This window comes from Chryseobacterium sp. 7, assembly GCF_003663845.1.
Taxonomy (GTDB): domain Bacteria; phylum Bacteroidota; class Bacteroidia; order Flavobacteriales; family Weeksellaceae; genus Chryseobacterium.
Genome location: NZ_RCCA01000001.1, coordinates 3021412 through 3046851 on the forward strand (window position 1 = coordinate 3021412; position 25440 = coordinate 3046851).

The window sequence follows — 25440 nt, forward strand, 5'->3', positions numbered from 1 at the left end:
GAATCAACATATGAAAAGAAGATTGCTATTTGGTGAACGTATGTTATTAGGAGACGGTACAGAACCTTTTAACGCGGTCATTGCGTTCAGGCTGAGAGGCTCTTTTACCTTAAAAGAGATCCAGCAGGCTCTTGCTCAGATTCAAAATAAACATCCATGGCTGAGAGCACTGATCAGCCATGATGAAAAAAATATTCCATGGTATAATGTTCCTGAACAACCTATATCTATTCCCGTAAGAATATTGACCCGACAAGGGGAAGATCAGTGGCAGGAAGAATCCAGGAGAGAGTGGAACACCACCTTTAATTTTGAAAAATTACCCCTGATCCGGTTTGTCTGGATCAAAGGGGAAAACGTTTCGGACATGCTGTTTGCGTTCCATCATTGTCTTTGTGATGGTGGTTCTGCAATGGCTTTTTTAACAGAGTTTTTAGCAGTACTGGACAATCCAACTGCTGATATCGGAATTGAAACTCCCATCTTAGGAATTCAGGATGTAGTTCCTTCCAAAATTCTGAACAGCCGCAGACAGAAACTGAAAGCCAAGTTTATCGGAAGGCTTGCTGCTACAGCAATCAAATTGATCCCGGTAGGTAAAAAAGTCGTTGAAAGACAGAACGACTACTTCATCCACTGGAAACTGGATGAAACCGTGAGCAAACAGTTAATTGCTTACTGCAAATCTCAGGAAGTAACCGTAAACACATTTTTGAGTGCATCAGTATTACAGGCATTTAAAAAAGTAAGAGGTGAGAAATCCTTCAATAAAGTTTCCTGTCCGGTAGATATCAGACGTTTCGCTAAGCAGATCAAAGAAGACCATATCTTCGCTTTCGGGCTGATGATTGTGGTTTCTTCTGATGAAAAGCTAAGTTTTGAGGACAATCTAAGAGTAATGCAGAAATCTGTAGAACAAAAGACCTCCAAACTGAATCCTTACATCACTATGATGGTCATGGAGTCCGGGCATGATGCCTTGAAGAATTTTACCAAGCTTTTAAAGAACGGGAAATCTTCCAACGACTGTATGTTTTCCAATCTGGGACGTATTCAGATTCCTCATCAGTATAAAGAATTTAGTGTAGATACTATTTTCAGTCCGTCAGTAATCGGACCTTTAGGAAATACCACCACAATGGTAACCTCAACGTACCGTGGTGAAATGGATTTTTCATTCATGGGAAGCGAAGGATATTTACCTTACACAGATGCTCTGGCAGTCCGTGACGAAGTGATACAAATTATACATTCACAACTTAAACAAATGGCAGTATCATGATCAGAAGACCCTTAATGATGGTGGAAAGGATCATGTATGTAGATCCTGAAACGCCTTTAAACTGTGTTTATACCGCAAAAATCAAAGGAGAGATTCCGGAAGAGAATTTTAAAACAGCTTTAATCAAAATCCAGCAGAAACATCCGATGCTGAGAGCAGTCATTGATCGCAACAGCGGACGATATCCCCTTTTTGTGGGACAAAAGGATATTGAGCCTATTCCCCTTCGTATTGTAGAACGAAAAACAGACGAAGATTGGTTCAAAGAATCTGAAAAAGGATGGTTCCAGCTCTTTGAACATCCGAAAAAACCATTGGCTGAAGTGGTTTGGGTGAAAGGACAGGATACTTCCGAAATCCTTTGGGTCATGCCCCACTGTATTTCAGACGGAACAACCGGAGTGACTTTAATGCGCGAACTTTTGAGTTTGCTGGACAATCCCCATGCCCCGCTCATTCCTTATGTTGCTTTTGAATCTGTGGATGATTTTCTCCCTTCGGATTTTAATACAGGAATTAAAAAATACAAGGCCAGCCTTTATCTGCTTTTCGCCAGGATATTCTTTTCTATCCAGCGAAAAAGTAAAAAGAGAAACCTTGGAAAAAACTACGCCATTCACTGGAAAATGACTCCAGAAGATACCAGGTTTATTACTGAAAAATGTAAAGCCAACGGAATTTCTGTACATGCTTTGCTCTGTTCATCTGTGATGCAGGCCTTCCGTGATATTCAGGGGAATCGTGCTAAAGGAAAGGTGATCAGTCCGGTAGATGTGCGTCATTTTATTCCGGAAATTAAAGAAGATCATCTGTTTGCTTTTGCTCCAACGGTAGAACTTTCTGTGAAAAAAGGCAGCAAGGATGTGATGGGCAATGCCAAGCAGATCAAAAAAGACCTTACAGAGAAAATAAACAAAATGGAAGCCCGTGAACTCCTGTGGATGGGAGAACATATGCACCCTATTGTGGAACGTATGATCAGTATGCTGAAATCCAGCGAAGGCGGGCATGATATCACTCTATCCAATATGGGAAAAGTGAATATCCCGAATGATTATAAAAACTTCAAACTGGAAACCGTGATCAGTCCTACTGTGGCTTTTCCATGGTTGAACTCGAACACCTTAGTGACCAGTACGTACAACCAGCAAATGGACTTCACCTTCATGTCTAATGAAAACTTTCTTCCGAAAGAGGAAGCCAATCTGATAAAAGATAAAGCCATCGAGCTATTGACCACCTCTCTATGAAATTGAAAATAAAGCCGCCAAAGCCAAAACCCATCAAAAAAACTACCCTGAAACGCTTTCTCATCAAGCGTACGATTTACTATGTCCTCCCGAATGTATTTTTTAATTTCATTATTGCGTATGCCAGCTTCAAGGAGCTAGGCTACACCCATTTTTTCTCAGGAACCCAAAACCTGGCCCGCCTAACCCTCCCGATGGCTATTTTCCTTCCGGCAGTCCTTACCATTGATATCATCAAAAGAGTAACCGATGCCGCCAGCCAGGAAGCCATAGAGTTTACCGTAGACGAACAGCTGAATATTAAAAAATTAATGACCAAACTAAGCATCTTACACGGCGTGATCACCGGATCATTAGTACTCTCACTGCTCTTTATAGGCCAGTACAATTTCTCAAAAGATTATAAGCTGGATGCTACCGCAATGGCTATTGTTGTGGGTGTTTTAGCCGGGATTTTGTCTGTGATTTTTGTGTATCTGCCGGTGTGGAGATTGAGGAGGTGGATGTGTAGGAGAGTGAATACGGTTATTATGGAGTAGAAAATTTCTAAAAAATGATTTATAAATTTTTATATTGAAGAATAAAATTCTTTTTATTATCTTTAAAATTAGTTTATAATACTGATGGATTCGAAATTTTATTTCCTTCAGGATATTTATCCTGAACTTTTTAATTGTGCAAGATTAGCCGAAATTTTATATCATATAGATGCCAGTTCATCGATATCAAAATCTAGATTATTTTGTGAAAAACTAAGTAGCTTAATTGCTGGTTTTGAATCGGAAGACATCTCACTTTTAAACCAACATGAGGCAATACAATTTCTAAATCAACATGAGATTTTACCCGATACAATAGCTGATATTTTCCATACAGTTAGAAAATCTGGAAATAAAGCTTCTCATAGTGGCTCCAATACATCTGCTGAAGCACTATTTATTCTGAAGAAAATATTTACTTTGGGGAAATGGTTTTTTGAAACATATGACAATGATACCATTGAAGGCTTATATTATGAATTGCCTCCTAATAAATCAGAGTTAGAAATATCTTCTTTAACAGACAAAGTAGATGAATTGACAATTCAGTTAAAAAACTATGAATTGAAAATCCAGGCATTGAATTCTTCTGAAAGTGATAGAAAGAAAAGAAGGGAGAAAGCTCAATTTTATGCAGATAAAATTAATCTAAGCGAATATGATACAAGAATCCAACTTATAGACATTCAGTTGAGAGCTGCCGGCTGGGATTGTGACACAGAAAATATTAATTACAAGAATAAAAAAACGTTACCTGAAAAAGGAAAAAATAAAGCAATTGCGGAGTGGCCTTGTGGAACAAAATATGCAGACTATGCTTTATTTATTGGTACTGAACTATATGGTTTAGTTGAGGCTAAGAAATATAATACTGATATTTCTACCAATCTTCGACAGTCTAAGATATACTCAGAAAATATCCATCTACAAAATGAAATTGTTTTACTAGGTCAATGGGACACCTACAAAGTTCCGTTCTTATATTCTACAAACGGAAAAAAATATTTGGAACAACTGAAAACCAAAAGTGGAATTTGGTTTCAGGATATAAGAAAGTCCACCAATCGTCCATATGCATTAAAAGGTTGGTATTCACCAGAAGGTTTAAAAGAATTATACAATAGAGATTCTGAAGAAGCAAACGAAAAACTTTTAGAAAGCGACTATGAATATCTAACCTCCCCAAGTGGTCTAAATCTTCGTGATTATCAGATAGAAGCCATTCGATCTGTTGAAAATAAACTGATTGAATCTCCTTTTGATAAAAGGGCTTTACTTGTTATGGCTACAGGAACAGGGAAAACCAGAACTATTAATGGTTTAATTTATAGATTAATAAAAGCGAACAAATTTAAAAGAATTCTATTCTTAACAGATAGAAAGCTTCTTGCAACTCAGGCACGTGACAGTATTAAAGAAAATAAAGTTGAAGCTCAACAGTCTTTTGGAGGAATTTATCAATTTGATGACCTTGGAACAACTATTCCGGATTCTGAATCCCGTCTTCACTTTGCTACAGTTCAAAGTATGGTAAAAAGGCTATTTTATAATGAAGGAGAACCTTTAACAATAGACACTTATGACTGTATCATTGTTGATGAAGCACACCGTGGTTACCAATTGGATAAAGAAATGAATGAGGATGATTTTGGAATACGAAATGAAGATGACTATGTAGCACAATACCGCAAAGTTCTGGATTATTTTGATGCCTTTAAAATTGGAATGACTGCAACACCAGCCCTTCATACAACAGAAATTTTCGGAGAATCTGTTTATAATTATTCCTATCGTAACGCTGTAATAGATGGTAATCTGGTAGATCATGAACCTCCATTTAATATTAAAACTTATCTTAATACCGAAGGAATTACATGGGAAAAGGGAGAAAAACCTCAGGTATATGATGGTGAAACTGGAGAAATAACAGATTTAGATGAACTGGAAGATGAATTGAAGTTTGATGTAGAACATTTTAATAAACAGGTTCTTAATGATAATTTCAACAGAGCTGTAGTTCAGGAACTTGTTAAAAACTTAGATCCTGAAGGCAATGAAAAAACAATCATCTTCGCAGCAAGAGATAGTCATGCAGATACCATAATCAATATGCTGGGCGAAGAGTTTGAAAAAATTGGCGTTGATGTTCATGAAAAAGCTATTCAGAAAATTACGGGTAGTGTTTATGACAATGCACAACTAACCAGAGATTTTAAGAACGAAAGATATCCCAATATTGTTGTTACGGTAGACCTATTAACTACCGGAATTGATGTTCCTTCGATATGTAATGTTGTATTTATGCGTCGTGTACGTTCTCGTATATTGTACGAGCAAATGCTGGGAAGAGCAACACGTCTTTGTCGTGAAATAGGAAAAGAATCTTTTAAAATATTTGACGCAGTTCGATTATACGAGGCACTTAAAGACTATACTCAGATACAGACAGTAGGAAATCCTTCTTATAGTTTCCAACAGTTGGTAGAGGAAACTGAGAGAATTTCTGATGAGCAGCGTTTATATAAACAGGTTGAACAAATCATTGCAAAGCTGCAACGAAAGTCCAGAAACCTAACAGCTGAACAAAAAGAGCATATTTCTTATCATACAGATGGCAATACTATTGAAGGATTAATACAGTCTTTGAAGAATACAACCAGCTCTGAAATAAAAAATACAGTAGAGCAATTAAGCTCACTTTGGAATTATCTTGACACCAAAGTATACAAGAAATATTCTCAATTTGTTTCTACACACGAAGATTCTGTAATGGAAGTTACCCGTGGATATGGAAATGCAGATAAACCTGAAGATTATATAGAAGGATTCAAAAAATTCCTTCAGGAAAATAGCAATACTATTGCAGCAATCAATATCATTTGCAATAAACCTCAGGAGCTAGACCGTAAGTCATTAAAAGAATTAAAGTTACTTTTCGATGAAAAAGGTTTTAATGAAACTTCTCTGAATACCGCTTGGAAATCCACAAAAAATGTGGATATTGCGGCCGATATTATAGCTTATATCAGAACACTTTCTATGGGAATTGACTTAATAGCCCCTCAAGAACGTGTTCAGAAAGCAATTAGCAAGTTAAAATCAAAACATCAATGGACTGCTGTGCAATTAAGATGGATAGACCGTTTTGAAAAACAATTGATGGCAGAAACTATTCTTACAAAACAGGACTTAGACTTAAGACCTTTTGTAGATGAAGGAGGTTTTACAAGGTTAAATAAGATATTTAATAACGAATTAGAAGAATTGATAACAGAGCTGAATAATGAACTGTATTCAGCATAGAGATGTAAAATGAGCGCACAGGAAATAGCCAATAAACTTTGGAATTTATGTAATGTGTTGCGCGATGACGGCGTAACGTACCACCAATATCTTAATGAACTTACTTTTATCCTTTTCCTTAAATTATCTGAGGTAAAAGGATTTTCTGATCAGATCCCTGAAGAGTACAGATGGAGTAAATTTGTAGAGGAAACAGATAATGTAGAAGCTTTTAGATTATACCGTGATTTTTTAGCTAACGTAAGTAGTAAAACAGACAGTCCATCTATCAAAGATATCTATACTAATGCTTCTACTACGCTTACTAAGCCTGTAAACTTTAATACTTTGGTTCAGGCTATTGATAAGCTTGATTGGTATGAAGAATCTGACCGTGACGTGATGGGAGACATCTACGAAAGTCTATTGGAAAAAAATGCAGGAGAAAAGAAAAGTGGTGCAGGACAATATTTTACTCCACGTCCATTAATTAATGTAATGGTAAAACTAATGGCTCCGAAATTAGGCGAAAGATGGAATGATCCTGCCTGTGGAACCTTCGGTTTTATGATTTCTGCAGATCATTATTTGAAAGAAAAATACGATTACCGTTACGTTCTGTCTTCTGAAAAGATAAAATTTCAGGAAGAAGAAGCCTTTTCAGGAGTAGAACTTGTTGCTGATGCCCATCGTTTGGCTCTAATGAACGCTAGGTTGCACCAAATGGAGAGTAACATTCTTTTAGGTGATACATTAACCTATTTAGGTGAAAACCTAAAAGGTTTTAATGGCGTATTGGCAAACCCTCCGTTTGGCACAAAGAAAGGAGGTGAAAAACCTACCAGAACAGACTTAAAATATATATCCAGCAACAAACAGCTTAATTTCTTACAGCATATTTACAGAAGCCTTATTACTGATGGGACTGGACGTGCTGCGGTAGTATTACCAGATAATGTTCTGTTTGAAGATGGTGACGGACAACGCATCCGAAAAGATTTGATGGAAAAATGCAATCTGCATACTATTTTACGCTTACCAACAGGTATTTTCTATGCAGTAGGGGTAAAAACCAATGTACTTTTCTTTACAAGGGGTAAAAAAGAAGAAGGAAATACCCAAAATGTATGGTTCTATGATATGAGAACCAATATGCCGAACTTTGGAAAAAGAACACCTTTTACAGAAAAAGCATTTGAAGATTTTATCACAGCTTATACAGGAGGATTAACTGCTGAAAACGTAGTTAAAGAATATGAAGGAGCAATAGATGAAGAAAAAAGAAAACAGATAAAAGACGAACGTTGGCAATGCATTTCCCGTGAAGAAATTGCAAAGAAAAATGATTCTTTAGATTTAGGATTGATTGCTGATGAAAGCTTGACTAAATCATCTAATATAGGTGAGCCATTAGATATAGCCAATAATGCTTTAAAAGAACTTAATACAATTCAAAAAGAATTGGAAAACTTAATTAAAGAATTAGGTAATGAAAAATAACTTACCAAATAATTGGGTTGAAACAAAATTAAAAGATTTAGGAACTTATATAAACGGAAGAACTTTTAAAGCTGCTGAATGGAAAAATGAAGGTTTACCAATTATAAGAATTCAAAACTTAAATAATAATAAGGCAAGCTTTAATTATTCTAGTGGAAAATTTGATGAAAAATTTAAAGTTAAGAACGGAGATTTATTAATGGCGTGGTCTGCCTCTTTAGGAGTTTATTTCTGGAAAGGGGGAGATGCATGGTTAAATCAACATATTTTTAAAGTTGTTAATAATGATAAAATAATACTTAAGAACTTTTTATATTATTGTTTACTAATTTCGATCGAAGATTTTTATAGTAAAACTCATGGATCAGGTATAGTACATATTACAAAACCCACTTTTGAAAATCATCAAGTTCCTCTTCCTCCATTACCAGAACAAGAACGTATTGTAGCAAAATTAGATGCTTTATTTGCACAACATGAAGCAATGAAAAAAGCATTGGAGCGTATTCCTCAATTGCTTAAGGATTTTCGCCAGCAAGTTTTAACACAAGCTATAATGGGAAAATTAACATCTGATTGGAGGGAGGATAAAAATTTAGATGGTAAAATTTTGTTAAAAACAGTTCTAGATAAAAAACAAGAATTATCAGTAAAAATTAAGATAAGTAATTTAGAAGAATTTAATGTTTCTGAAAAATTATTCCCAGATACTTGGGCATTTGGAAATCCTGGAGAAATTGCTGATCCTGCTAAATATGCCCTTTCAATTGGACCATTTGGAAGTAATTTAAAAGTAGATGATTATCAAGATAATGGAGTTCCATTAGTTTTCGTTAGACATATTAAATCTGGAAATTTCAATGAATTATCTCCCAAATTTATTTCTTCAGAAAAAGCACTTGAATTAGATGCTCATTCTGTTGAAAGTTTAGATCTGCTGATTACTAAAATGGGAGAACCACCTGGTGATTGTGAAATTTATCCCGAAAATTTCCCCAAAGCAATAATTACTTCAGACTGTCTGAAATTTAGAGTTTGGAGTGAGTATTTTAATAGAATTTTTTATAAACATGTTATTAATTCAAGCTTTGTAAAAGAGCAATTAGGATTGATAACATTTGGTGTAGCCCAACAAAAAATAAGTTTAGAAAGATTTAGATCAATCAAACTACCAATTCCACCATTGGAAGAACAACAAGAAATCGTATCTATTATAGAATCTTTATTTAACAAAGTAGATATTATAGAAAAACGCTATAAGGCTTTAAAAGAAAAAATAGATAGTCTTCCACAAGCCATTCTACACAAAGCTTTCAAAGGAGAATTAGTTCCCCAGCTTCCAACGGATGGAGATGCAAAAGACTTGTTAAAAGAAATTCTAAAACTGAAAAAAGAAGTAAAGAAGAAATAAAAATATAAACAGGTTCAGCACGTGCTGAACCTTTTTGTATCTTAAATTATCCCTTCTCAATCAACCTCTCCAGTCTCCCCATCATCTCATCCTTCTCCTTCAGCATCCTTTCATAAAGAGCAATCTTTTCATCATACAACTCTACAATTTTATCTATTGGATTAAATGTACAATTATAGTTCATTGCAGAAGCTACAGAGTTATCTTTAAAATCGTGGAAAGTATTTGAAATTATATTGATAGCTTGTTCATCGTTAAAATTCTGAAACGCTTCCACCGGAATTTTCAATACTTCAGAAATTCTTTTCAGCAAAGGGTCTTCAATAATTTCTTTCTGTTCCAGCAGAGAAACTTTCTTCTGATTCCAGTCGTCCCCAAGGTCAAAAGCCAACGCTTCCTGCTTGACACCCAGCATTTCTCTGAATCGTTTTACATTGCGGCCCTGATGTATTTTGTGTTCCATACTCATCAACTTTTATGAAGTTTAAATATAGAAAAATTTTTATAAAAACTTCCTTTATCTCCCTAAAATTGATGAGCGGGTATCTCTTTCTCCATTTCCTTCATTATACCCTCTTTTTTTCTTCAAAAAATGATAAACCCGAAACCCTATTATCCAGTTTTCACAATGTGATGAACGCTTGCTGAAAAATTCACACTCTGTTGATTTTTGATCCATTATACTCATTATATTTGAGAGGTTCATCCATCCTCTTCCACCGACAATCAGTAAGGATTAATGTTGAAAGCAAATATACTTTTTCTTATAGCACGTGAAAACGTGCTTTTTTGTGGTTGGAGGTTTTGTATGCTTATGGTTGGAAATCGCAAAGGCGCAAGTTATTATCATAAGAATCTTCTTTAAGGCGCTAGGATTTTATCTCCGATAAAACAGTACACTGTTGATCATCTATGTATTAATCCTTGCTGAAAATCTCTGATTTTCTTGCGTCTTAAAAACATATTGAGATGAAAAATCTTTGCGTCATTGCGTTCAAAACAAGTACTGCAAATAATTTCTCCTGTAGATTCACATGAGATATAAAAAACACAAATCTTTTATACATCAGTATGCATAATCAGAGGGAGCAAAGAATGGAGGCTTCGCCTCTGATGAAGCAATGTGATGGTGAGAATATTTCTTACAATAGCATTTAAGTGCTTCTACCCACTTCACTAACCCTCTCGAGGGACTTGGTGAAGGGGTTAGAGAGGCTTTAGAACGGGGTAATGTCAGTAGAGAGCAGATCAGTATTGATTGTTTTTTGAAAATTACGGGTTCCCGTAGGCATCAGTAAAATAATTTTGGTATACTTGCTCTGTAAAATAATAAACCATGCCAGTACCGGATTTTCAAAGTATAATGTATCCATTTTTATCTTTATTACAGGATGATAAAGTATATTCTCTGGATAATATGGTGCAGCTTCTGACGCAGCATTTTAATTTAACAAAGGAAGAGCTTGCTCTTAAAGTTCCCAGCGGTCAACAAACATTATTCAGAAACCGTGTAGGATGGAGCAGAAGCTATTTACAAAAGGCAGGCTTAATTTCTTACCCTTCAAGAGCACATTATCAGATTACTTCTTTGGGAAAAGAAGCTTTAAAAATGGCAACAGCTCAGTATATCAATATTAATTTTTTAAAAAAATTTGATCCATTTAAAGAATGGGAAGCAAGCTATAAGAGTACTGGATCTTCATCAATAGAGACAACTCAAGTTTCAACAGTGGATGAAGATAGTGAAACTCCTGAGGTTATTATTGGTAAATCCATAAGCCAGATCAATTCCAGCCTGGAATATGAGTTATTAAATATCCTGCGAAACAAACCTGCAGACTATTTCGAACTTTTTGTTGTGAAGCTATTAGATAAGTTGGGTTACGGTGGAGAAGGAAAAGGGAATTTCGAAGTAGTCGGCCGTTCAGGAGATGGTGGAATTGACGGTATTCTTTATCAGGATCAGCTGGGATTTGAAAAAATATATGTTCAGGCCAAAAGATGGGGAACAAAAGTAGGTTCTCCTGAAATCCGAAATTTTATCGGAGCCATTGCAAACAAAGGATCCAATAAGGGAGTAATATTAACTGTTGGAGATTTTACTGCTGATGCAAAAAAAACAGCAAACGAGAACCCAAACTATAAAATTGTTTTAATTGATGGGAAAAGATTAGCTGAACTGGCCATTCAGAACAATATTGGAGTACAAATAAAAGATAAAATTGAAATTAAAGAAATAGATATTGATTTTTTTGAAGAAGATTAATCACTGAATTTTATTCTCGACAAAGCGACTGTCTCCAACAAGAGATAGTCCTTTTAATTTATCATATAAAAACTAAAAACAACTTATGAATGAACTGAATGTTTCGACAAAAAACCCTCATGCATTAATCAGTGAGATTATTGATAAGATCAACAATAATGATATCCGCTCATGGCTGTATAATGATACGGATGAAATTTTTTACCATAAAGGCCCCCAGTATATAGATCATATTTATTTTAAAGTAAAGGTAGATGACGCCAGAGGTATACTGAAGTTCATTTTGTATTCTGACGGAAATGAGTTTGCTGAATCAAGAGCCTTTCAACTTTTGGAAGGAATGCTGGGAAGACATTTTAGCGGAAAAATTCAAATTATGTAATGGATATGGATCATTTAAAAGTCTATTCCATTACTATAGATCAATTATTTAATGGTACTATTAAGGGATTTGAGGGATCTCAAAAAATTTTAATTCCTGAATACCAGAGACCTTACGTATGGAAACAAAAACAGATTATACAATTACTTTCTGATTTAAAAGCATTAGAAAAAGATCGTACTACAGATAAGCCACTATACTATCTGGGAAGTATAATCATTCATCAGACTGATGACGGACTGCAGATTATTGACGGACAGCAGAGAATAACAACCATGCTATTGCTACAGCAGTTTTTGAAAACCAATATTACAACAGTACATTATTCTAATCCTCTTAGCATCAATCAGATAAAATCAAATTATGAATTTCTGAAAGCTTTATTTGATGGAGATTACTTTGATTATCTTGACCTGATCGATGTTAAGGAAATCCTGCAATTTCAAAATATTAATGTAACACTTGTCATTACTAAAAGTGAAGATTTGGCTTATACGTTTTTTGAAACTCAAAATACGGGAGGAGTACGCCTTTCCGGTAGTGACATCATAAAAGCTCATCATCTGAGGGCTGTAGACAATCGCAAAATAGTTGCCTATCAGGCAAAGCGTTGGGAGGAAAATCAGAAACATGTTGAAGATATTATTGGTTATCTGGGTAAGCTAAGATATTGGGACAATAGATATTGGAGACAGTATCCCGGATACAGGATGTACACTGAAAAGAAGAATACAGTAATCAATGAGTTTTGCATTGATACAGAAAAGACGGATAAAGATATTTCATACCATTATCAAATAAGTGAAAACAGAAATGGAAATATTTATACTTCTACCCTAAGCAGATTTAAGCAGATCAGACAACCCTTAAATGATGGCAATAATACACTGGATTATATAAATGACTATTTAAAACTTTATACAGAACTGTTTATAGATCAAAATAATCATAGTATTCAGGAAAACTTTTATACCTTTTATAAAAATGTAGTTCATGGTGAAAATGGCACTATATTTTTAAAGGATCTCTTTGAAGCCTGTGTCATTGCGTATGTAAGTAAGTTTGGGTATGATCGGCTGTATGAAATTTCCCTGTGGGTGTACAGATCAATATTTTCGCTCAGGATTACACTTGACAGGAATGTAAGAGAGGATAGCGTATTTAAACTGGTAAGAGATACCCACCTTATTGATACAATTTTAGATATCTACACTCCTGAGGATTTGATTAAAAAATTTAAAAAAGATCGTTTTAAATTCAATAAGAATTATACGGAAAGTACTCATTCCAAATCCAAACATATAGAAACACTCAGAAGTTATTTTGGCGACTTCAAACAAGCTTCCGACTATCAGGAGAATTATGATTTTGATAAACAATTTGTATCACTAATTAAAGAAAAATTAAAATGAGTAAGAATAAATTTGGGACTGCAATTATAACTTTGAAGGATATCTTATCATATGAATTCTTAATTCCTACCTATCAGAGACCCTATGTTTGGGATGATGAGCAAATTAAAAGTCTGCTGGATGATTTTCATCTTTCATTTACAAATAATGCTCATGAAAACTACTATATAGGAACAATTATAACCAAGGAGGAAAATACCTCAAACAAGATTGAGCTCGTTGATGGACAGCAAAGATTTACTACCCTATGGCTAATTGCCTATTGTTTTAAAAGATTAAATGTTTCTACAAGATTAATTGATTTTTTAAAAGTGGAAGGTCAAATGAAACTTTCATTCGAAATTAGAAATGAAGTAGAAAAATATCTTAGTTATTTATTGGAAAATTCGTCTGAAAACATTGAAAATGTCTATCCTGAGGTAAACCGTCAGGAATTTGTAAAGCATATTGCAAAAGCTGTCTCAACCATTGAAAGCTATTTAAGGGTCATAAGCGATCAAGCTGGTTTTGGAGATTTTATTTTTGAAAACGTACATCTGGTAAAGAATAGTACCCCTGATCACGTAGACCTTAACAAAATTTTTACAACCATTAATAGTTCCGGAATACAATTAGAACAGACAGATATCATAAAATCAAAATTATTAAATCATTTAGGCAATGAAAAAGTAATCTACAGTAAATTGTGGGAGGTTTGCGAAAATATGTTTTCTTATTTTGAAAAAAACGTACGTGATTCTTTTGGTGGAGAAATTTCTAAATATTTGGATCTTACAAAGTGGGGTGAATTTCGCATGGAGACTTTTCATATACATGCAGAAAATAAAGAAGAACAGACCTCATCAAAAGGCTTTTCAATATCTGACATTATCAATAATAGAACTATTGGGTCAACCGTAGGTGAGGAAGCTGATGATACGGATAACCTGAAATCAGATGAAATTTACTGCAGGTCGGTAATTTCTTTTCCCCAACTGCTGATACATACTTACAGGATTCACCTGGCAAAAGAGCATAAAGCTGATTTTGAAGGAACCTTTCATGCCAATAGGATTATAGAAATTTTCGCCCCATTAATTAATGGTGAAAAAGAGGAAATTAAGCGCTTTCTGGAACTACTTTGGGATGTAAGACAGGTTTTTGATCTCCATATTATAAAATGGGTTACTGATTTGAGTACAAAACAGGAATCTCTGGAGCTCGTAAATTTTAATAAAAATTCAAATGATTATTATTCCAAAACCAATTATGCAGTTGATGAATTACATCAACTACAAAGTATGCTTTATTTTACAGGTGATTATCTAAGACAATATTGGTTAACTCCCTATCTGAATTATCTTCTGGAACATAAAACACAGTATGAAAAGGCTAAAGCTTTGTTACGGCTTGAAGAAATAGATAATCAATTATCCCTTACCAGGTACAAAAATAAAGATGCAAGCTTTGCACTACTTACTCAAGATATAGATTCTCAAATAGAGTACGAATTGTATTTATATGAATCAAATGGGGTGAGATTTCAGCATTATTGGTTTCAGAAATTAGAGTATATACTTTGGAAAAACTGGAAAAATCGCGAGGATGAAAAATTCAAAAGATATAGAATTTCATCAAAAAACTCTGTAGAACATTTAAATCCTCAAACTCCTAAACCGGGAGCATCAAAATTAAATGAAGAGTTATTAAACGCTTTTGGAAATCTGGTTCTTTTAAGTGTTACACAAAACTCGGAATACAGTAACAAGTATATACATGTTAAACAAGCTGAATTCAAATCTAAAAATAACTATGATACATTAAAATCTAAATTATTTTTTGATGAGCTCAATGATGATACTGACTCTGGAGCTCATATTACCTCTCACGGCGAACAAATGATTGAAGAAATTAAGAAGCATTATGATAAAACAGGTAAAATATAATCATATCTGATATACCTCTCATTTTAACTTTATGGTAATACATAAAAAAGAATTCAGTTTTTTGCTGAATTTTTTTCTATAGATTGTATTCTGATCTAGGGCATGTAAATCGCTTCATTTTGCACTCTATGCACATTAGTTCGGAAAAATCCCGATACAAATCTGTAGTACTATACTTTCTTATTAAAGTTAAAAGAGGCGGTCTCCTATGTTTGCAAATTCAAATGTAGGAGACGGTCTCTTTCTATTGAATTCTTTCACCATACCAAAAAAACAGCTTTGCAGGTCTGAACTCCTACGCCCTTCATAATACTTTAACACCCATTATGCCCATTCCCCAGATAAATTTTCGTTCTTTTGCAAAAAGTTTTAATTTTAAATAATCGCATGTCGAAGTTTGATGAAATCCGGTATTTCTATGATCATGAAGTAAATGAAAGATTAGCGGATGTTGCCCGTGATCCTATGATGAAAGCATTCATGAGCTTTACTTTTCCTGATACGGATGAGCAGGTATGGCTGGAACAGTTTAAAGAGGTTCATTCCATCAGTGATTTTCAGCATCAGTTTGTGGCTTACGCCGTTCGTCAGATCCTTGCGAAAAGTTCTGAGGGATTAACGACTTCAGGCTTTGATAAGTTGGATAAAAATACCTCTTATCTTTTCATTTCGAACCACAGAGATATTGTTTTAGACACTTCCCTGCTTAATCTTGTTTTGCTGGAAAGTGGTCTTATTATGACTGCTTCAGCGATTGGCGACAACCTTGTGCGTAAAAATTTCTTAAATGTTTTAGCTAAACTGAACCGTAATTTTTTAGTGCAGAGAGGTTTGTCTCTGCGTGATCAGCTTACCAGTTCACAAACGATGTCCGAATACATCAAAGAACAATTATTACAGGAAAACCGTTCTGTCTGGATAGCCCAGCGTGAAGGCCGTACCAAAAACGGAAATGATGCCACCCAGCAGGGTGTTTTGAAAATGCTTGCTATGGCAGCGGGAGATCAGGCTCTGACAGATTATTTTAAAACATTAAAAATTGTTCCTATTTCTATTTCCTACGAATACGATCCTACTGATTCTTTAAAAATGCCTCAGTTGCTGGCTCAGCATAGAGATGAGGAATATATTAAAGGTAAAAATGAAGATTTTACCACGATGCTTAGCGGAATATTAGGACAAAAGAAACGTATTCATCTGCATGCCGGTGACGTTATTGATACAGAACTGGATGAGATTGCAGCCTCTATTGATAACAAAAATAAACAGCTGCAGGCAATAGCTCAGGTGATTGATCGTTCCATCATCAGTAACTATAAGCTTTGGCCTACCAAATATATTGCTTACGATCTTCTTCACAATACTGACACCTACGCTTCCCAATATACAGAACAGGAAAAACAGTTATTCATTCGCAGACTTGAAATGCGTATTGATCCGTCTGATCCGGTTTCCAAAGAGTATTTCTTAGCCATGTATGCCAATCCTCTGGTGAATAAGCTGAAGTTCGAGAAAGAACTTGAAGGCTAATTCAGGATAAAATAAAAGAGACTCTCTTATAAATTAAATCATTTGGCTATGTCATTCTGACGAAGGAAGAATCTTATTAATGGGATTCTTCCTTCGTCAGAATGACTTTTGAGAAAGCTTCTAATGTTGTTATGCTATAAATCCGAAAGGTTTTTATTTAGACTGTGACATAGAATCTACCTCTATAATTGCATCTGCAAATGCTTTGGGAGCCTCCTGCGGCAAATTATGTCCAATACCGCCCTTTAGGGTGTGATGTGCATATTTGCCCGTATATTTAGACGCATAATTTTCCGGTGCAGGAAACGCAGCACCGTTGGCGTCACCTTCCAAAGTAACTGTTGGAACTGTAATAGACGGAGATTTTGCCAATTTGGCTTCAAGCACATCGTATTGTTTTTCTCCTTTAGCTAATCCTAAACGCCAGCGGTAATTGTGAATGACAATATCAACGTGATCAGGATTATTGAATGCTGCGGCTGAGCGTTCGTAGGTTTGGTCATCAAAAGCCCACTTTGGAGAAGCTGTTTTCCAGATTAATTTATTAAATGCTAAAGTATTGGCTTTATACCCCTTATACCCTCTTTCGGTGGAAAAATAATACTGGTACCACCATAAAAGTTCAGCATTGGGCGGCAGAGGCTTTTCGTTGGCCTTTGGACTTCCAATTAAGTATCCGCTTACTGCTACCAATCCGGTGCAACGCCTTGGCCACAGTGCTGCCATGATATCTGCCGTTCTGGCTCCCCAGTCAAAACCGCCAATGATGGCTTTATCTATTTTAAGCGCATCCATAAAAGCAATGATATCCAATGCCACAGCGCTCTGTTGACCGTTACGTTTTGTATTAGGTGATACGAAAGTAGTGGTTCCGTACCCTCTCAGATAAGGTACTAAAACGCGGTAGCCTTTTTCTGCAAGCATCCCTGAAGACTGCTCGAAACTATGAATATCATACGGCCAGCCATGAAGAAGGATTACCGGCTTCCCATTTTCGGGTCCTATTTCTGCATAACCTATATCCAATAACCCGGCTCTGATTTTTTTCGTATGCTGAAAAGCTGACCGGACCGCTGCATTTTCAAAGTCTTTTTCTCCAATGGTATTATTCTGTGCTTTTAGAGAAGATAATCCCATTCCCATAAAAATAACGAAGGAAATAACGGATAATAATTTTTTACAGAAGTTCAATGTAGTATTCATAATGGTGATGTTTTGTTTGGGTAAAATTATTTCAGAACAGAGACAGAAGTAAGAAGAAATGATTTGAACAGGCCATATTAAAAGGCGAATACTGATTTTCCGGCGCTAAACCGGACAGCATAATACAATGCATTAATCCATTTCTTTTTGAGAATTAAAATTGATCATCAATAGATACGAAAAGTAATTCATCATCCATCAGTTTTTCCAAAAGCATTATCTTCGTACCTGAAAAAATTTGACAAAATGAAAAAAATAATATTGCTGGCTTCTGTTGTTCTCGTTCTCAATTCCTGTGTGGTAAGAACGGCTACAAAAGTAGTATCGGGTGCAGTAAACCTGGGATATAAAGCCGTAAAAGGAACTGTAAATGGAATCAGCTGGGCAGTAAGCAAAGCCAAAGGAAAAATAGACGAAGACCGTCTGGATGGTACCTGGAAAGTAGTAGGGGTATACCGTGGTTCTTTTGAGGATTTTTCTAAAGATCAGAATCCGGACGGGTCATTTACTTCAGAGTGTACGGAAGGCTTTGATCAGATTGTTTTCAAGGCTAAAAAATCTAAATTCAAGCCGGTACACTGCAGTACACAGGATGAAGACTGGGTAAAATATTCTATGGAGTTTGGAAAAAATCCTTCCACGAAAGAAAAGGAAAATTATATAGAATACAATTCCAACAATTATATTTCTGTAATTGATGTGAATAATAAGACCATGGTACTGGAAGGAAATCTGATGCCTAAGCTGGCATTTTCCGGAGCTAAATTATATCTTCTTGAAAAGGTAAAATAAAAATATAACGGGAGAAGGTTATTTTAAAAACTGGTTGGCAATAAAATAACCTCCTCCTATTACCAATAATGGCAAAGCTATAGAAACCAGTATCAGAGGCCATGCAAAGATCCTGAAATAAGTATACAACGTTACGGAAGACGGATCAGCAGGATCATAAATAACGGTTTCTGTTTCTCCTACTGACCACGCTGAAGGATTGGTACCTTCCGGCAGTTCATATGTATATTCTATATTATTCCGGGTACGAAAGGTAAAAAGCGGACTGAATACTTCTCCGTCTGATTCAAACACCCGTAGTGAAGTGACGGTAGCTGTTGCTTTCTCAGCATTTTTTAAGAAAAAAAGAGTATTTTTGAGACTCAGCAATGCTGCCACAAACAGAATTACTCCTGCCCCCAGGATGATATAATATTGCCACATGGTTTTGTTTTTATTTCCGTTCATAATCTTTTACTCTGAAAACCGATATTTCAACTATCTTGCTTATTTTCAGATTAATACTTTAAATATACAAAGATTTACCACATCATTATTACAACCAGAAAAACCAATCTTTTATCTGCTTTCTATATCAACAATTTTCTTTCCTTCTTCGCCCAGATAATGAAGTACCAGTTTTTCATATACTTTGTAACCGTTGTCAATATTGGTAAAAATAACAATTCCTTTTCCGGATTCCGGTACTATTAAAGCAATACATCTGGTTCCCTGATCTGCTCCGCCATGAGATAGCGCATATTTCCCCTTTCCAAGATCATAGATTTCAAAACCTAGCCCGAAGTACTTATTTTCTTTAACTTTCACCTGCTTTTTAATCATTTCCTGAAAAACTTCCGGTTTAAGATTCTTTCCTTTCATCACACTCACCATAAAGTTTCCGTAATCTTCTACCGTAGTATGCAGATCATCGGCAGCATTGGCTGTTTTAATTTTTTCTATGGGATAAGCCTCTCCTTTTTCATTATATCCTGTTACAAATCTTGATTCATCCAGGTTCTCATTCCAGATATAATTGGTATTATTCATTTTGAGTGGTTTAAAAATCAATTCTGCAGCAAGTTCATCAAGCGTTTTTCCGAACTTTTTTTCCAGTGCTTTTCTTAAGTATTCAAAACCTTCCCCCGAGTATTGGTATTTGGTGCCGGGTTCAAACTGAAAGTTCAGTTTTTTGTCAGTATTCATCCATCTCCAGTTGGGAAAACCAGTTTGATGACTCAGAATAATTCTCGTAGTCAGTTTTTGATGTCTTGGGTCGCTGATGATGTCAGGATCTGTCCAGTAAGCATCTAAAGGTTCATCCAATTTCCATTTTCCCAAACTTACCAAACGCAGAGCAACCATTGCTGTAACGGGTTTGGTGAGTGATGCTACATTAAAGTAAGCATTAATTGGAGCTGAAACTCCTTTCTTAACATCTCCAAAAACTTTTACCTGCTGAAGTTTTCCTCCTTTAATAATTCCTAATCCCAGGGTTGGAATATTATTTTCTTTCAACCAGCTTAGCATCGACTGATCATTATCAAACATGGCTTCACTATCGGTGGTTTGCTTTGGATGATGATTAAAGCTTAATGAATTCTTAAGTTTCCACTCTGTATTTTCCAGCATCCAAAGGTGGGTAAACTTTGCTTCTCCAACTAATTTCTCTGCCTGATCTCCTGCTTTTTCATAAAAAAGATGATCTCCATTCTGAATGGCAGCGTATATCTTTCCATCCTTGTACATGGGATAAATCTCAGTACTTTTCTTCACCAGAACTCTTTTCAGCTGATAGGTTTCAGGAGATTTGCACAATCCATTTTTAAAATCGATGATGAATTTTTCTCTATCCTCAAAACCGCCTTTATCGTGATAAAATTCAAATTTGTCGCTTAGCATGCTTTCCATTTGTCTGATGTTGCAGGTATTATACCCTTTGGAAAAAAACAGACTGTCTTGTGAAATAATGGTTTTGTAAAGCGGATCTGTATTTTGCACTTGAGCTTGTATTATGCTAAAGAATAAAGTACAGAGAGGGAGAAAAATCTGAGTCAGCTTTGTCATTGTTTTTTTTGACAAAGATTATCTTTTCAATCGTTTTTTGATTAAAAATGAACCCGACAAAAACCCGACAAAGTGATGACAGGCTTTATATCATACTGAATTTCAGATAGAAATGCAATTTCTTATTTCTGTCTATTTCGGCAGCATTGCGAATAATAATAAACACATTGGAGAGAACAATCAGGAGCATAAGAATGAGCGTAAACGGCCTCCCAAGCTTTAAAAAGATACCAATAATAAAGATAATGGGTGCCATAACTGTCCAGATCATCTGAACGGAAATAATCTGTCTTACGAGATTATTCTTCTGTTTCATGGTAAACATCAACAGTAATGGAACGAGAATATTCAGCGGAGGTAAAAGGATAAATAATAAAGATGAAAGGTTAATGATTTTAATGTAAGCATAATTAACGGGAACTGAAACAGGCTCTTCTTCTAAGCTTTCTTCGACCTGATCTGTTTCTGGAATGAACTGAGGAATATCTTCCAGCAATGCACCCTCCTCTATTTCCAATGTCTGTGCCAGTGCTCTGCGCGTATGTCCTTTGGGCTCCGTTCCAGCTTCTATACGTTGAATAGTCCTTACAGAAATCTTTGATTTTTCTGATAGTTCTTCCTGCGTAAGATTTTTTTGTTCTCTTATGGCTTTTAGCTTGGACATAATAGTCGGTAAAATATTTTCTATTGATTCCTGATGACAAATGTATAGATCTTTTTCAACATGATAAAGAGCTTTCATCGGTTTTGAACCGGAAATAAAAATGAATTTTGAGGAAACAATTTCATGTTTCTTATATAAACAAAAGAAATGGATTAATCAATGATCAATCCATTATTAACAATTTGAATGATGTATTATAAAAACAAAGTATCCTAAACCTGAGGATCAACATACAGAATCAGATCCCCCGGAAGTGTAACACTTGTTAAAGGAGCAATAGTAGCTGCCGGCCAATTGAAAGAAGTGGACGCACTTCCGATATTGGCTCCTACCTGAGACATGCTAATATTAAATTTAAGCTGAGTAACAACTATTGGCACAACAATAGCAACAACAGCTGCCACACACGCACCTAAAGTACCAAAAGTTGCAATAATGAGTGCTCCTACAATCGCCCAACCTCCGGCACTCAATGCTGCAGAGCCACTTCCGGATGGAGCATCAACACCAAACGAGATAGTTTGCCCAGATAAGGTAGGCGTAAGGTAAATATGCCCGCTGACATTAATCCATATCAGACTGGAAAAAGCAGAAATTGGATAGCCCACCGCTCCGTAATCAGACTGTATTTGCCCACTGTTATTTACATAATTGTTCATACTCGTTAATTTAGGATCATATTCACCATCCAGATTTACGGAGGTATTGAGGCTTACGTTATAAGGTGTACTTGAGTTTCCCGTCACCGTAAATGAACTTGCAGCTGTATTCAGCTGTGTAGCCAGAACAGGCAGCAACATATTATTAAGGATACAACGATTAGAGATATAAAGTGCAGCGTTCTGATCAGAGGGTAATAAAGCCGGCCCTCCAGAAAAGTTAAGTGTACCTGGAGATCCTGTACTTGTATTGGCTACCATAGCCAGGATATTAGAGGAAGCATCCGAGGTGTTAGGCTGGGTAGCAAAATACACACTGCCTGTAGGCAATACAGCAGCCGGAACTCCCTCCATATTTACTGTTCCCAAATAATAAGAGCCTCCAGTATATAAATCTTGCAGGTAATATTGAATAACTCCATTGAGCAGAGCTACCCAACCTTGTGGAGGCTGTATACTTACCGTATAGGTAGCTAGCTGGCTGGCAAGATCCAAATACAGTCTTACAGCACTGGTACCATCCAGAGTAATGCTCACATATGACAGATTGGAAACAATAAGGAGAGTACTATCTGGCGGAATTGTATGCGATACACCGGATGAAGTAAGAGTCCCGCTTATAGGAACTTCTATTGAAGCCATAGAATTTGTTCCCGAACTTTGTGATGGATTAAGATTCGTAGTGGGTACCCCAAAAGATCCGTCAAACGTTATCCCAGATATTGTTGTATTTACATTACTGGGAAAAAGATTATCATTATAAGCGACTTCAATGAGTTCATTGAGCAATGTTTGTGTTGCTACCGCTACAAGATCCCATCCCTGGGTCATTACTGTTGCCATATCTTTATTTTTTTAATGTGGTTACTAATAATTCAGAAGCATTTCTAATCATTTGAATGATATCCTGTGGAATTCCCATATTGGCATTTTCCATAGCCTGAACGGGATTTTCTATATATTTCCGTCCATTATCTGGCGATTGCGAAATCCATTCGATAATTTTATTCTCGTATGGCATAAGGGCCATGTAAGCCTGCCGAACTTTTTCGTTAACCGCCGGATCCTGAGTGAATTCTGATCCAGCGAATGAAGAAAAGCCTTTATTGGCATGAAAGGTCACATCATAATATTTTCCATTTTCGGTAAATTGAAATGATGTTTCATTTAAAGTGTGTGTGTCCATGTGATTTGATTTTGAATGTTGCCTACTCTGAAAGGTTTTCGGCACTCCCTATTTATCTCAGTTATTTGATAGGAAACAGTTTAAAGAGTCTTTCGTACAGCACTCAGCAAAGTTCTTTTTCTGATTTCCTAAGTCAAAGTAACGAACAAAAACATCAGAATTTTACAGTATAAACAACCAAAAAAAACATTCCGTACAAATACTCCCTATATAGTGATTACACAATAAAATTTTATTCCGACAGAATAGAAAGCTAAAAAAAACTTGAAGATAATCGATAGAATACATCAGGCTGCAAATTTCCTATATTTGCGCAGAACAATAATAATACTCATAAATGATTCCATTTCACCAACTTATTTTTTTCATTCTGGCCGCACTTATTTTGGTCATCAGTCCCGGCCCTAATATGATTTATCTGATCTCAAAGTCTATAACACAGGGAAAAAAGTCTGGTTTTATCTCGTTAGCCGGAGTCGTGTGCGGATTTTTATTTCATATCATTATGGTTTCTTTTGGTCTTACGGCTGTTTTACTGGCGGTTCCAATTGCTTATACTGTTCTTAAAACACTGGGAACTGTTTATCTTCTCTATCTGGCTTACCAGGCTATAAAACCAAAGAGCAGAAATATTTTTGATGTTGATAAAAATGTTGCCCACGACAGCCCCAAAAAGCTTTTCACTATTGGTTTTCTAACAAACGTATTAAATCCGAAAGTGGCCGTTTTTTACCTGTCATTCTTTCCTCAGTTCATTAAGCCAGAGTATGGTTCTGTATTCGTGCAAAGCCTTGAACTCGGAGTTATTCAGGTACTGATCAGCTTCAGCATCAACTTTGTCATTGTGTTAACCGCTTCAAGAGTTGCCTTGTTCTTTTCCAATAATCCGGTCTGGATAAAAGTTCAGAAATGGTTTATGGCCAGTGTATTAACTTATTTAGCCATAAAAATGGCATTTTCAAAAGCAAAATAAATCCGGAACAGGTTTCTTTCTGTACCGGATTCTAATGTATATTCATATAAAACGTAATCTAAGGGGACCGTTATGATATGTTTCGTAAATTTGAGATTAATCTTTGGGCTGCGAAACCGTGAAAATACCTAATTTTACCATTGCGTATTTTCTCCTACCTTTCTTTTAATACAAACCGGATGCTGAAAGATGAAACAGACCATTCCAACCTATGATTTAAACGGTATTACCCATCACCAATTTCATGTAAAAAGGATGGATAAAAGAACTCAGGATGCTGAGGATATCCTTCTGGACAAAGGTATACACCGGGACAGTCATTATATTTTCACCTGTATGGAAAGTGGGCATGTGAGAATGATGGTCGATTTTAAAACCGTTGAAGCCAAAGATTCCGCTATTTTCTGTGTATTGCCCGGTCAGGTACATCAGGGACTTTTAATGAAAAACGTTTGCGGATGGTTTGTAGCGGTAAAAGCTGAACTTGTTCCGGATACTGTACGTTCTTTTTTTGATGAATCTCTGGGTGAAATACAGCCTTTGCCTATGGATAAAAAACTGGTCAAAAAGATGAGCACAACTGCCGGGATGCTTCATGACGCCTATACGAACGAAATGCTTTCCACTAAAGAAGGATTTCTGGTTGTTCTGTCATTGCTTAATGCCTTTTTGGGAATGTTTACTGTGATGTATTCTCAGAAAAGCATTTTACACGTTTCAGGAGAAAGCCGTGCTTTACAACTTTCAAGAGCATTCAGGATTTTGGTTCGAAAAGATTTTAAAACCATGAAAAGTCCATCCGAATATGCCGAAGCTTTAAACATTACAAGAGGCTATTTAACGGAAACTGTTCGGGAAGTAACAGGAAAACCCGCACAACACTGGATTCATCAGGAAATTTTAATAGAAGCCAAAAGATTACTGGTTTTTACCAATCTGAGTGTAAAAGAGGTGGCTTACGAACTTGGATACGGTGATCACACCTATTTCAGCCGTTTATTCTCCAAACTGGAAGACCAATCTCCTTCTGAATTCAGGAATCAACACCAATAGACATTCAACCACGAATAGTCCAATTAATTCCCCGAAACCGCTATCGGTATTTCCTGATTTTGCAACGTCCTTTGCAATAAAAATA

At 35.8% G+C, this 25440-nt stretch carries 22 protein-coding genes; 14 read left to right on the forward strand and 8 right to left on the reverse strand.

Annotated features, from left to right (window positions below; all coding sequences use genetic code 11):
- Positions 1–10: 10 nt before the first annotated feature.
- From CLU97_RS13835 to CLU97_RS13860, 6 genes are all read left to right on the forward strand, one after another.
- Positions 11–1282 (forward strand): condensation domain-containing protein, encoded by a 1272-nt coding sequence (locus CLU97_RS13835; protein ID WP_228437713.1) that lies wholly within the window; start codon positions 11–13, stop codon positions 1280–1282.
- The gene (locus tag CLU97_RS13840; protein ID WP_121488450.1) at positions 1279–2532 is read left to right on the forward strand and encodes a phthiocerol/phthiodiolone dimycocerosyl transferase family protein; all 1254 of its coding nucleotides are present in this window, start codon (positions 1279–1281) and stop codon (positions 2530–2532) included. The genes CLU97_RS13835 and CLU97_RS13840 overlap by 4 nt, the downstream gene beginning before the upstream one ends.
- Positions 2529–3071: a hypothetical protein gene (locus CLU97_RS13845; RefSeq protein ID WP_121488451.1), complete on the forward strand. Its 543-nt coding sequence runs from the start codon at positions 2529–2531 to the stop codon at positions 3069–3071. Before CLU97_RS13840 ends, CLU97_RS13845 begins: the two co-directional genes overlap by 4 nt.
- 84 nt (positions 3072–3155) lie before the next feature.
- The gene (hsdR, locus tag CLU97_RS13850; protein ID WP_121488452.1) at positions 3156–6374 is read left to right on the forward strand and encodes a type I restriction-modification system endonuclease; all 3219 of its coding nucleotides are present in this window, start codon (positions 3156–3158) and stop codon (positions 6372–6374) included.
- A 9-nt stretch (positions 6375–6383) separates the two neighbouring features.
- Positions 6384–7853, forward strand: a complete 1470-nt coding sequence (locus CLU97_RS13855) for an N-6 DNA methylase (protein ID WP_121488453.1) — start codon at positions 6384–6386, stop codon at positions 7851–7853.
- On the forward strand, positions 7843–9264 hold the full coding sequence (locus tag CLU97_RS13860) for a restriction endonuclease subunit S (protein WP_121488454.1): 1422 nt from the start codon (positions 7843–7845) through the stop codon (positions 9262–9264). Before CLU97_RS13855 ends, CLU97_RS13860 begins: the two co-directional genes overlap by 11 nt.
- Before the next feature lie 46 nt (positions 9265–9310).
- On the opposite strand, the gene CLU97_RS13865 is transcribed toward CLU97_RS13860, so the two are convergent.
- Complete coding sequence (locus CLU97_RS13865) at positions 9311–9727, reverse strand: helix-turn-helix domain-containing protein (RefSeq protein ID WP_121489749.1); 417 nt, start codon at positions 9725–9727, stop codon at positions 9311–9313.
- A gap of 754 nt (positions 9728–10481) precedes the next feature.
- The gene (locus tag CLU97_RS23715) at positions 10482–10637 is read right to left on the reverse strand and encodes a hypothetical protein (protein WP_183084573.1); all 156 of its coding nucleotides are present in this window, start codon (positions 10635–10637) and stop codon (positions 10482–10484) included.
- On the opposite strand from CLU97_RS23715, the gene CLU97_RS13870 reads away from it, so the two are divergent.
- From CLU97_RS13870 to CLU97_RS13890, 5 genes are all read left to right on the forward strand, one after another.
- Entirely contained in the window at positions 10628–11530 is a 903-nt protein-coding gene (locus CLU97_RS13870) for a restriction endonuclease (protein ID WP_183084574.1), read from the forward strand. The genes CLU97_RS23715 and CLU97_RS13870 overlap by 10 nt on opposite strands.
- An 85-nt stretch (positions 11531–11615) precedes the next feature.
- Positions 11616–11912 (forward strand): hypothetical protein, encoded by a 297-nt coding sequence (locus tag CLU97_RS13875; RefSeq protein ID WP_121488456.1) that lies wholly within the window; start codon positions 11616–11618, stop codon positions 11910–11912.
- A 5-nt stretch (positions 11913–11917) separates the two neighbouring features.
- A complete protein-coding gene (locus CLU97_RS13880) occupies positions 11918–13324 on the forward strand; it encodes a DUF262 domain-containing protein (protein WP_183084575.1) in 1407 nt (468 codons plus the stop codon).
- Entirely contained in the window at positions 13321–15249 is a 1929-nt protein-coding gene (locus CLU97_RS13885; RefSeq protein ID WP_121488458.1) for a DUF262 domain-containing protein, read from the forward strand. The genes CLU97_RS13880 and CLU97_RS13885 overlap by 4 nt, the downstream gene beginning before the upstream one ends.
- Before the next feature lie 387 nt (positions 15250–15636).
- A complete protein-coding gene (locus CLU97_RS13890; protein WP_121488459.1) occupies positions 15637–16779 on the forward strand; it encodes a 1-acyl-sn-glycerol-3-phosphate acyltransferase in 1143 nt (380 codons plus the stop codon).
- A gap of 153 nt (positions 16780–16932) precedes the next feature.
- Here CLU97_RS13890 and CLU97_RS13895 read toward each other — a convergent pair whose 3' ends face one another.
- Positions 16933–17982 carry an alpha/beta fold hydrolase gene (locus CLU97_RS13895; protein ID WP_121488460.1) on the reverse strand — a complete coding sequence of 350 codons (1050 nt, stop codon included), beginning with the start codon at positions 17980–17982 and terminating at the stop codon, positions 16933–16935.
- Positions 17983–18228: 246 nt separating this feature from the next.
- Between CLU97_RS13895 and CLU97_RS13900 the strand changes: the two genes are divergently transcribed.
- Entirely contained in the window at positions 18229–18774 is a 546-nt protein-coding gene (locus CLU97_RS13900; RefSeq protein WP_121488461.1) for a hypothetical protein, read from the forward strand.
- An 18-nt stretch (positions 18775–18792) separates the two neighbouring features.
- On the opposite strand, the gene CLU97_RS13905 is transcribed toward CLU97_RS13900, so the two are convergent.
- The 5 genes from CLU97_RS13905 to CLU97_RS13925 form a co-directional block, all read right to left on the reverse strand.
- A complete protein-coding gene (locus CLU97_RS13905; RefSeq protein ID WP_121488462.1) occupies positions 18793–19221 on the reverse strand; it encodes a DUF3592 domain-containing protein in 429 nt (142 codons plus the stop codon).
- Between the two features lie 111 nt (positions 19222–19332).
- On the reverse strand, positions 19333–20820 hold the full coding sequence (locus tag CLU97_RS13910; protein ID WP_121488463.1) for a serine hydrolase: 1488 nt from the start codon (positions 20818–20820) through the stop codon (positions 19333–19335).
- Between the two features lie 85 nt (positions 20821–20905).
- A complete protein-coding gene (locus tag CLU97_RS13915; RefSeq protein ID WP_121489750.1) occupies positions 20906–21484 on the reverse strand; it encodes a helix-turn-helix domain-containing protein in 579 nt (192 codons plus the stop codon).
- Between the two features lie 212 nt (positions 21485–21696).
- Entirely contained in the window at positions 21697–22986 is a 1290-nt protein-coding gene (locus CLU97_RS13920; protein ID WP_121488464.1) for a TULIP family P47-like protein, read from the reverse strand.
- A 4-nt stretch (positions 22987–22990) separates the two neighbouring features.
- The gene (locus tag CLU97_RS13925) at positions 22991–23329 is read right to left on the reverse strand and encodes a hypothetical protein (protein ID WP_121488465.1); all 339 of its coding nucleotides are present in this window, start codon (positions 23327–23329) and stop codon (positions 22991–22993) included.
- Positions 23330–23666: 337 nt separating this feature from the next.
- Between CLU97_RS13925 and CLU97_RS13930 the strand changes: the two genes are divergently transcribed.
- Positions 23667–24302 carry a LysE family translocator gene (locus CLU97_RS13930; RefSeq protein WP_121488466.1) on the forward strand — a complete coding sequence of 212 codons (636 nt, stop codon included), beginning with the start codon at positions 23667–23669 and terminating at the stop codon, positions 24300–24302.
- A gap of 189 nt (positions 24303–24491) precedes the next feature.
- Complete coding sequence (locus CLU97_RS13935) at positions 24492–25355, forward strand: helix-turn-helix domain-containing protein (protein WP_121488467.1); 864 nt, start codon at positions 24492–24494, stop codon at positions 25353–25355.
- Positions 25356–25440: the final 85 nt, after the last annotated feature.

Excerpts from the sequence above, each read along its gene's own strand:
- CLU97_RS13835 (WP_228437713.1), top strand. The coding sequence starts at position 11 with ATGAAAAGAAGATTGCTATTTGGTGAACGTATGTTATTAGGAGACGGT.
- CLU97_RS13840 (WP_121488450.1), top strand. The coding sequence starts at position 1,279 with ATGATCAGAAGACCCTTAATGATGGTGGAAAGGATCATGTATGTAGAT.
- CLU97_RS13845 (WP_121488451.1), top strand. The coding sequence starts at position 2,529 with ATGAAATTGAAAATAAAGCCGCCAAAGCCAAAACCCATCAAAAAAACT.
- hsdR (WP_121488452.1), top strand. The coding sequence starts at position 3,156 with ATGGATTCGAAATTTTATTTCCTTCAGGATATTTATCCTGAACTTTTT.
- CLU97_RS13855 (WP_121488453.1), top strand. The coding sequence starts at position 6,384 with ATGAGCGCACAGGAAATAGCCAATAAACTTTGGAATTTATGTAATGTG.
- CLU97_RS13860 (WP_121488454.1), top strand. The coding sequence starts at position 7,843 with ATGAAAAATAACTTACCAAATAATTGGGTTGAAACAAAATTAAAAGAT.
- CLU97_RS13865 (WP_121489749.1), bottom strand. The coding sequence starts at position 9,727 with ATGGAACACAAAATACATCAGGGCCGCAATGTAAAACGATTCAGAGAA.
- CLU97_RS13870 (WP_183084574.1), top strand. The coding sequence starts at position 10,628 with ATGTATCCATTTTTATCTTTATTACAGGATGATAAAGTATATTCTCTG.
- CLU97_RS23715 (WP_183084573.1), bottom strand. The coding sequence starts at position 10,637 with ATGGATACATTATACTTTGAAAATCCGGTACTGGCATGGTTTATTATT.
- CLU97_RS13875 (WP_121488456.1), top strand. The coding sequence starts at position 11,616 with ATGAATGAACTGAATGTTTCGACAAAAAACCCTCATGCATTAATCAGT.
- CLU97_RS13880 (WP_183084575.1), top strand. The coding sequence starts at position 11,918 with ATGGATCATTTAAAAGTCTATTCCATTACTATAGATCAATTATTTAAT.
- CLU97_RS13885 (WP_121488458.1), top strand. The coding sequence starts at position 13,321 with ATGAGTAAGAATAAATTTGGGACTGCAATTATAACTTTGAAGGATATC.
- CLU97_RS13890 (WP_121488459.1), top strand. The coding sequence starts at position 15,637 with ATGTCGAAGTTTGATGAAATCCGGTATTTCTATGATCATGAAGTAAAT.
- CLU97_RS13895 (WP_121488460.1), bottom strand. The coding sequence starts at position 17,982 with ATGAATACTACATTGAACTTCTGTAAAAAATTATTATCCGTTATTTCC.
- CLU97_RS13900 (WP_121488461.1), top strand. The coding sequence starts at position 18,229 with ATGAAAAAAATAATATTGCTGGCTTCTGTTGTTCTCGTTCTCAATTCC.
- CLU97_RS13905 (WP_121488462.1), bottom strand. The coding sequence starts at position 19,221 with ATGAACGGAAATAAAAACAAAACCATGTGGCAATATTATATCATCCTG.
- CLU97_RS13910 (WP_121488463.1), bottom strand. The coding sequence starts at position 20,820 with ATGACAAAGCTGACTCAGATTTTTCTCCCTCTCTGTACTTTATTCTTT.
- CLU97_RS13915 (WP_121489750.1), bottom strand. The coding sequence starts at position 21,484 with ATGTCCAAGCTAAAAGCCATAAGAGAACAAAAAAATCTTACGCAGGAA.
- CLU97_RS13920 (WP_121488464.1), bottom strand. The coding sequence starts at position 22,986 with ATGGCAACAGTAATGACCCAGGGATGGGATCTTGTAGCGGTAGCAACA.
- CLU97_RS13925 (WP_121488465.1), bottom strand. The coding sequence starts at position 23,329 with ATGGACACACACACTTTAAATGAAACATCATTTCAATTTACCGAAAAT.
- CLU97_RS13930 (WP_121488466.1), top strand. The coding sequence starts at position 23,667 with ATGATTCCATTTCACCAACTTATTTTTTTCATTCTGGCCGCACTTATT.
- CLU97_RS13935 (WP_121488467.1), top strand. The coding sequence starts at position 24,492 with ATGAAACAGACCATTCCAACCTATGATTTAAACGGTATTACCCATCAC.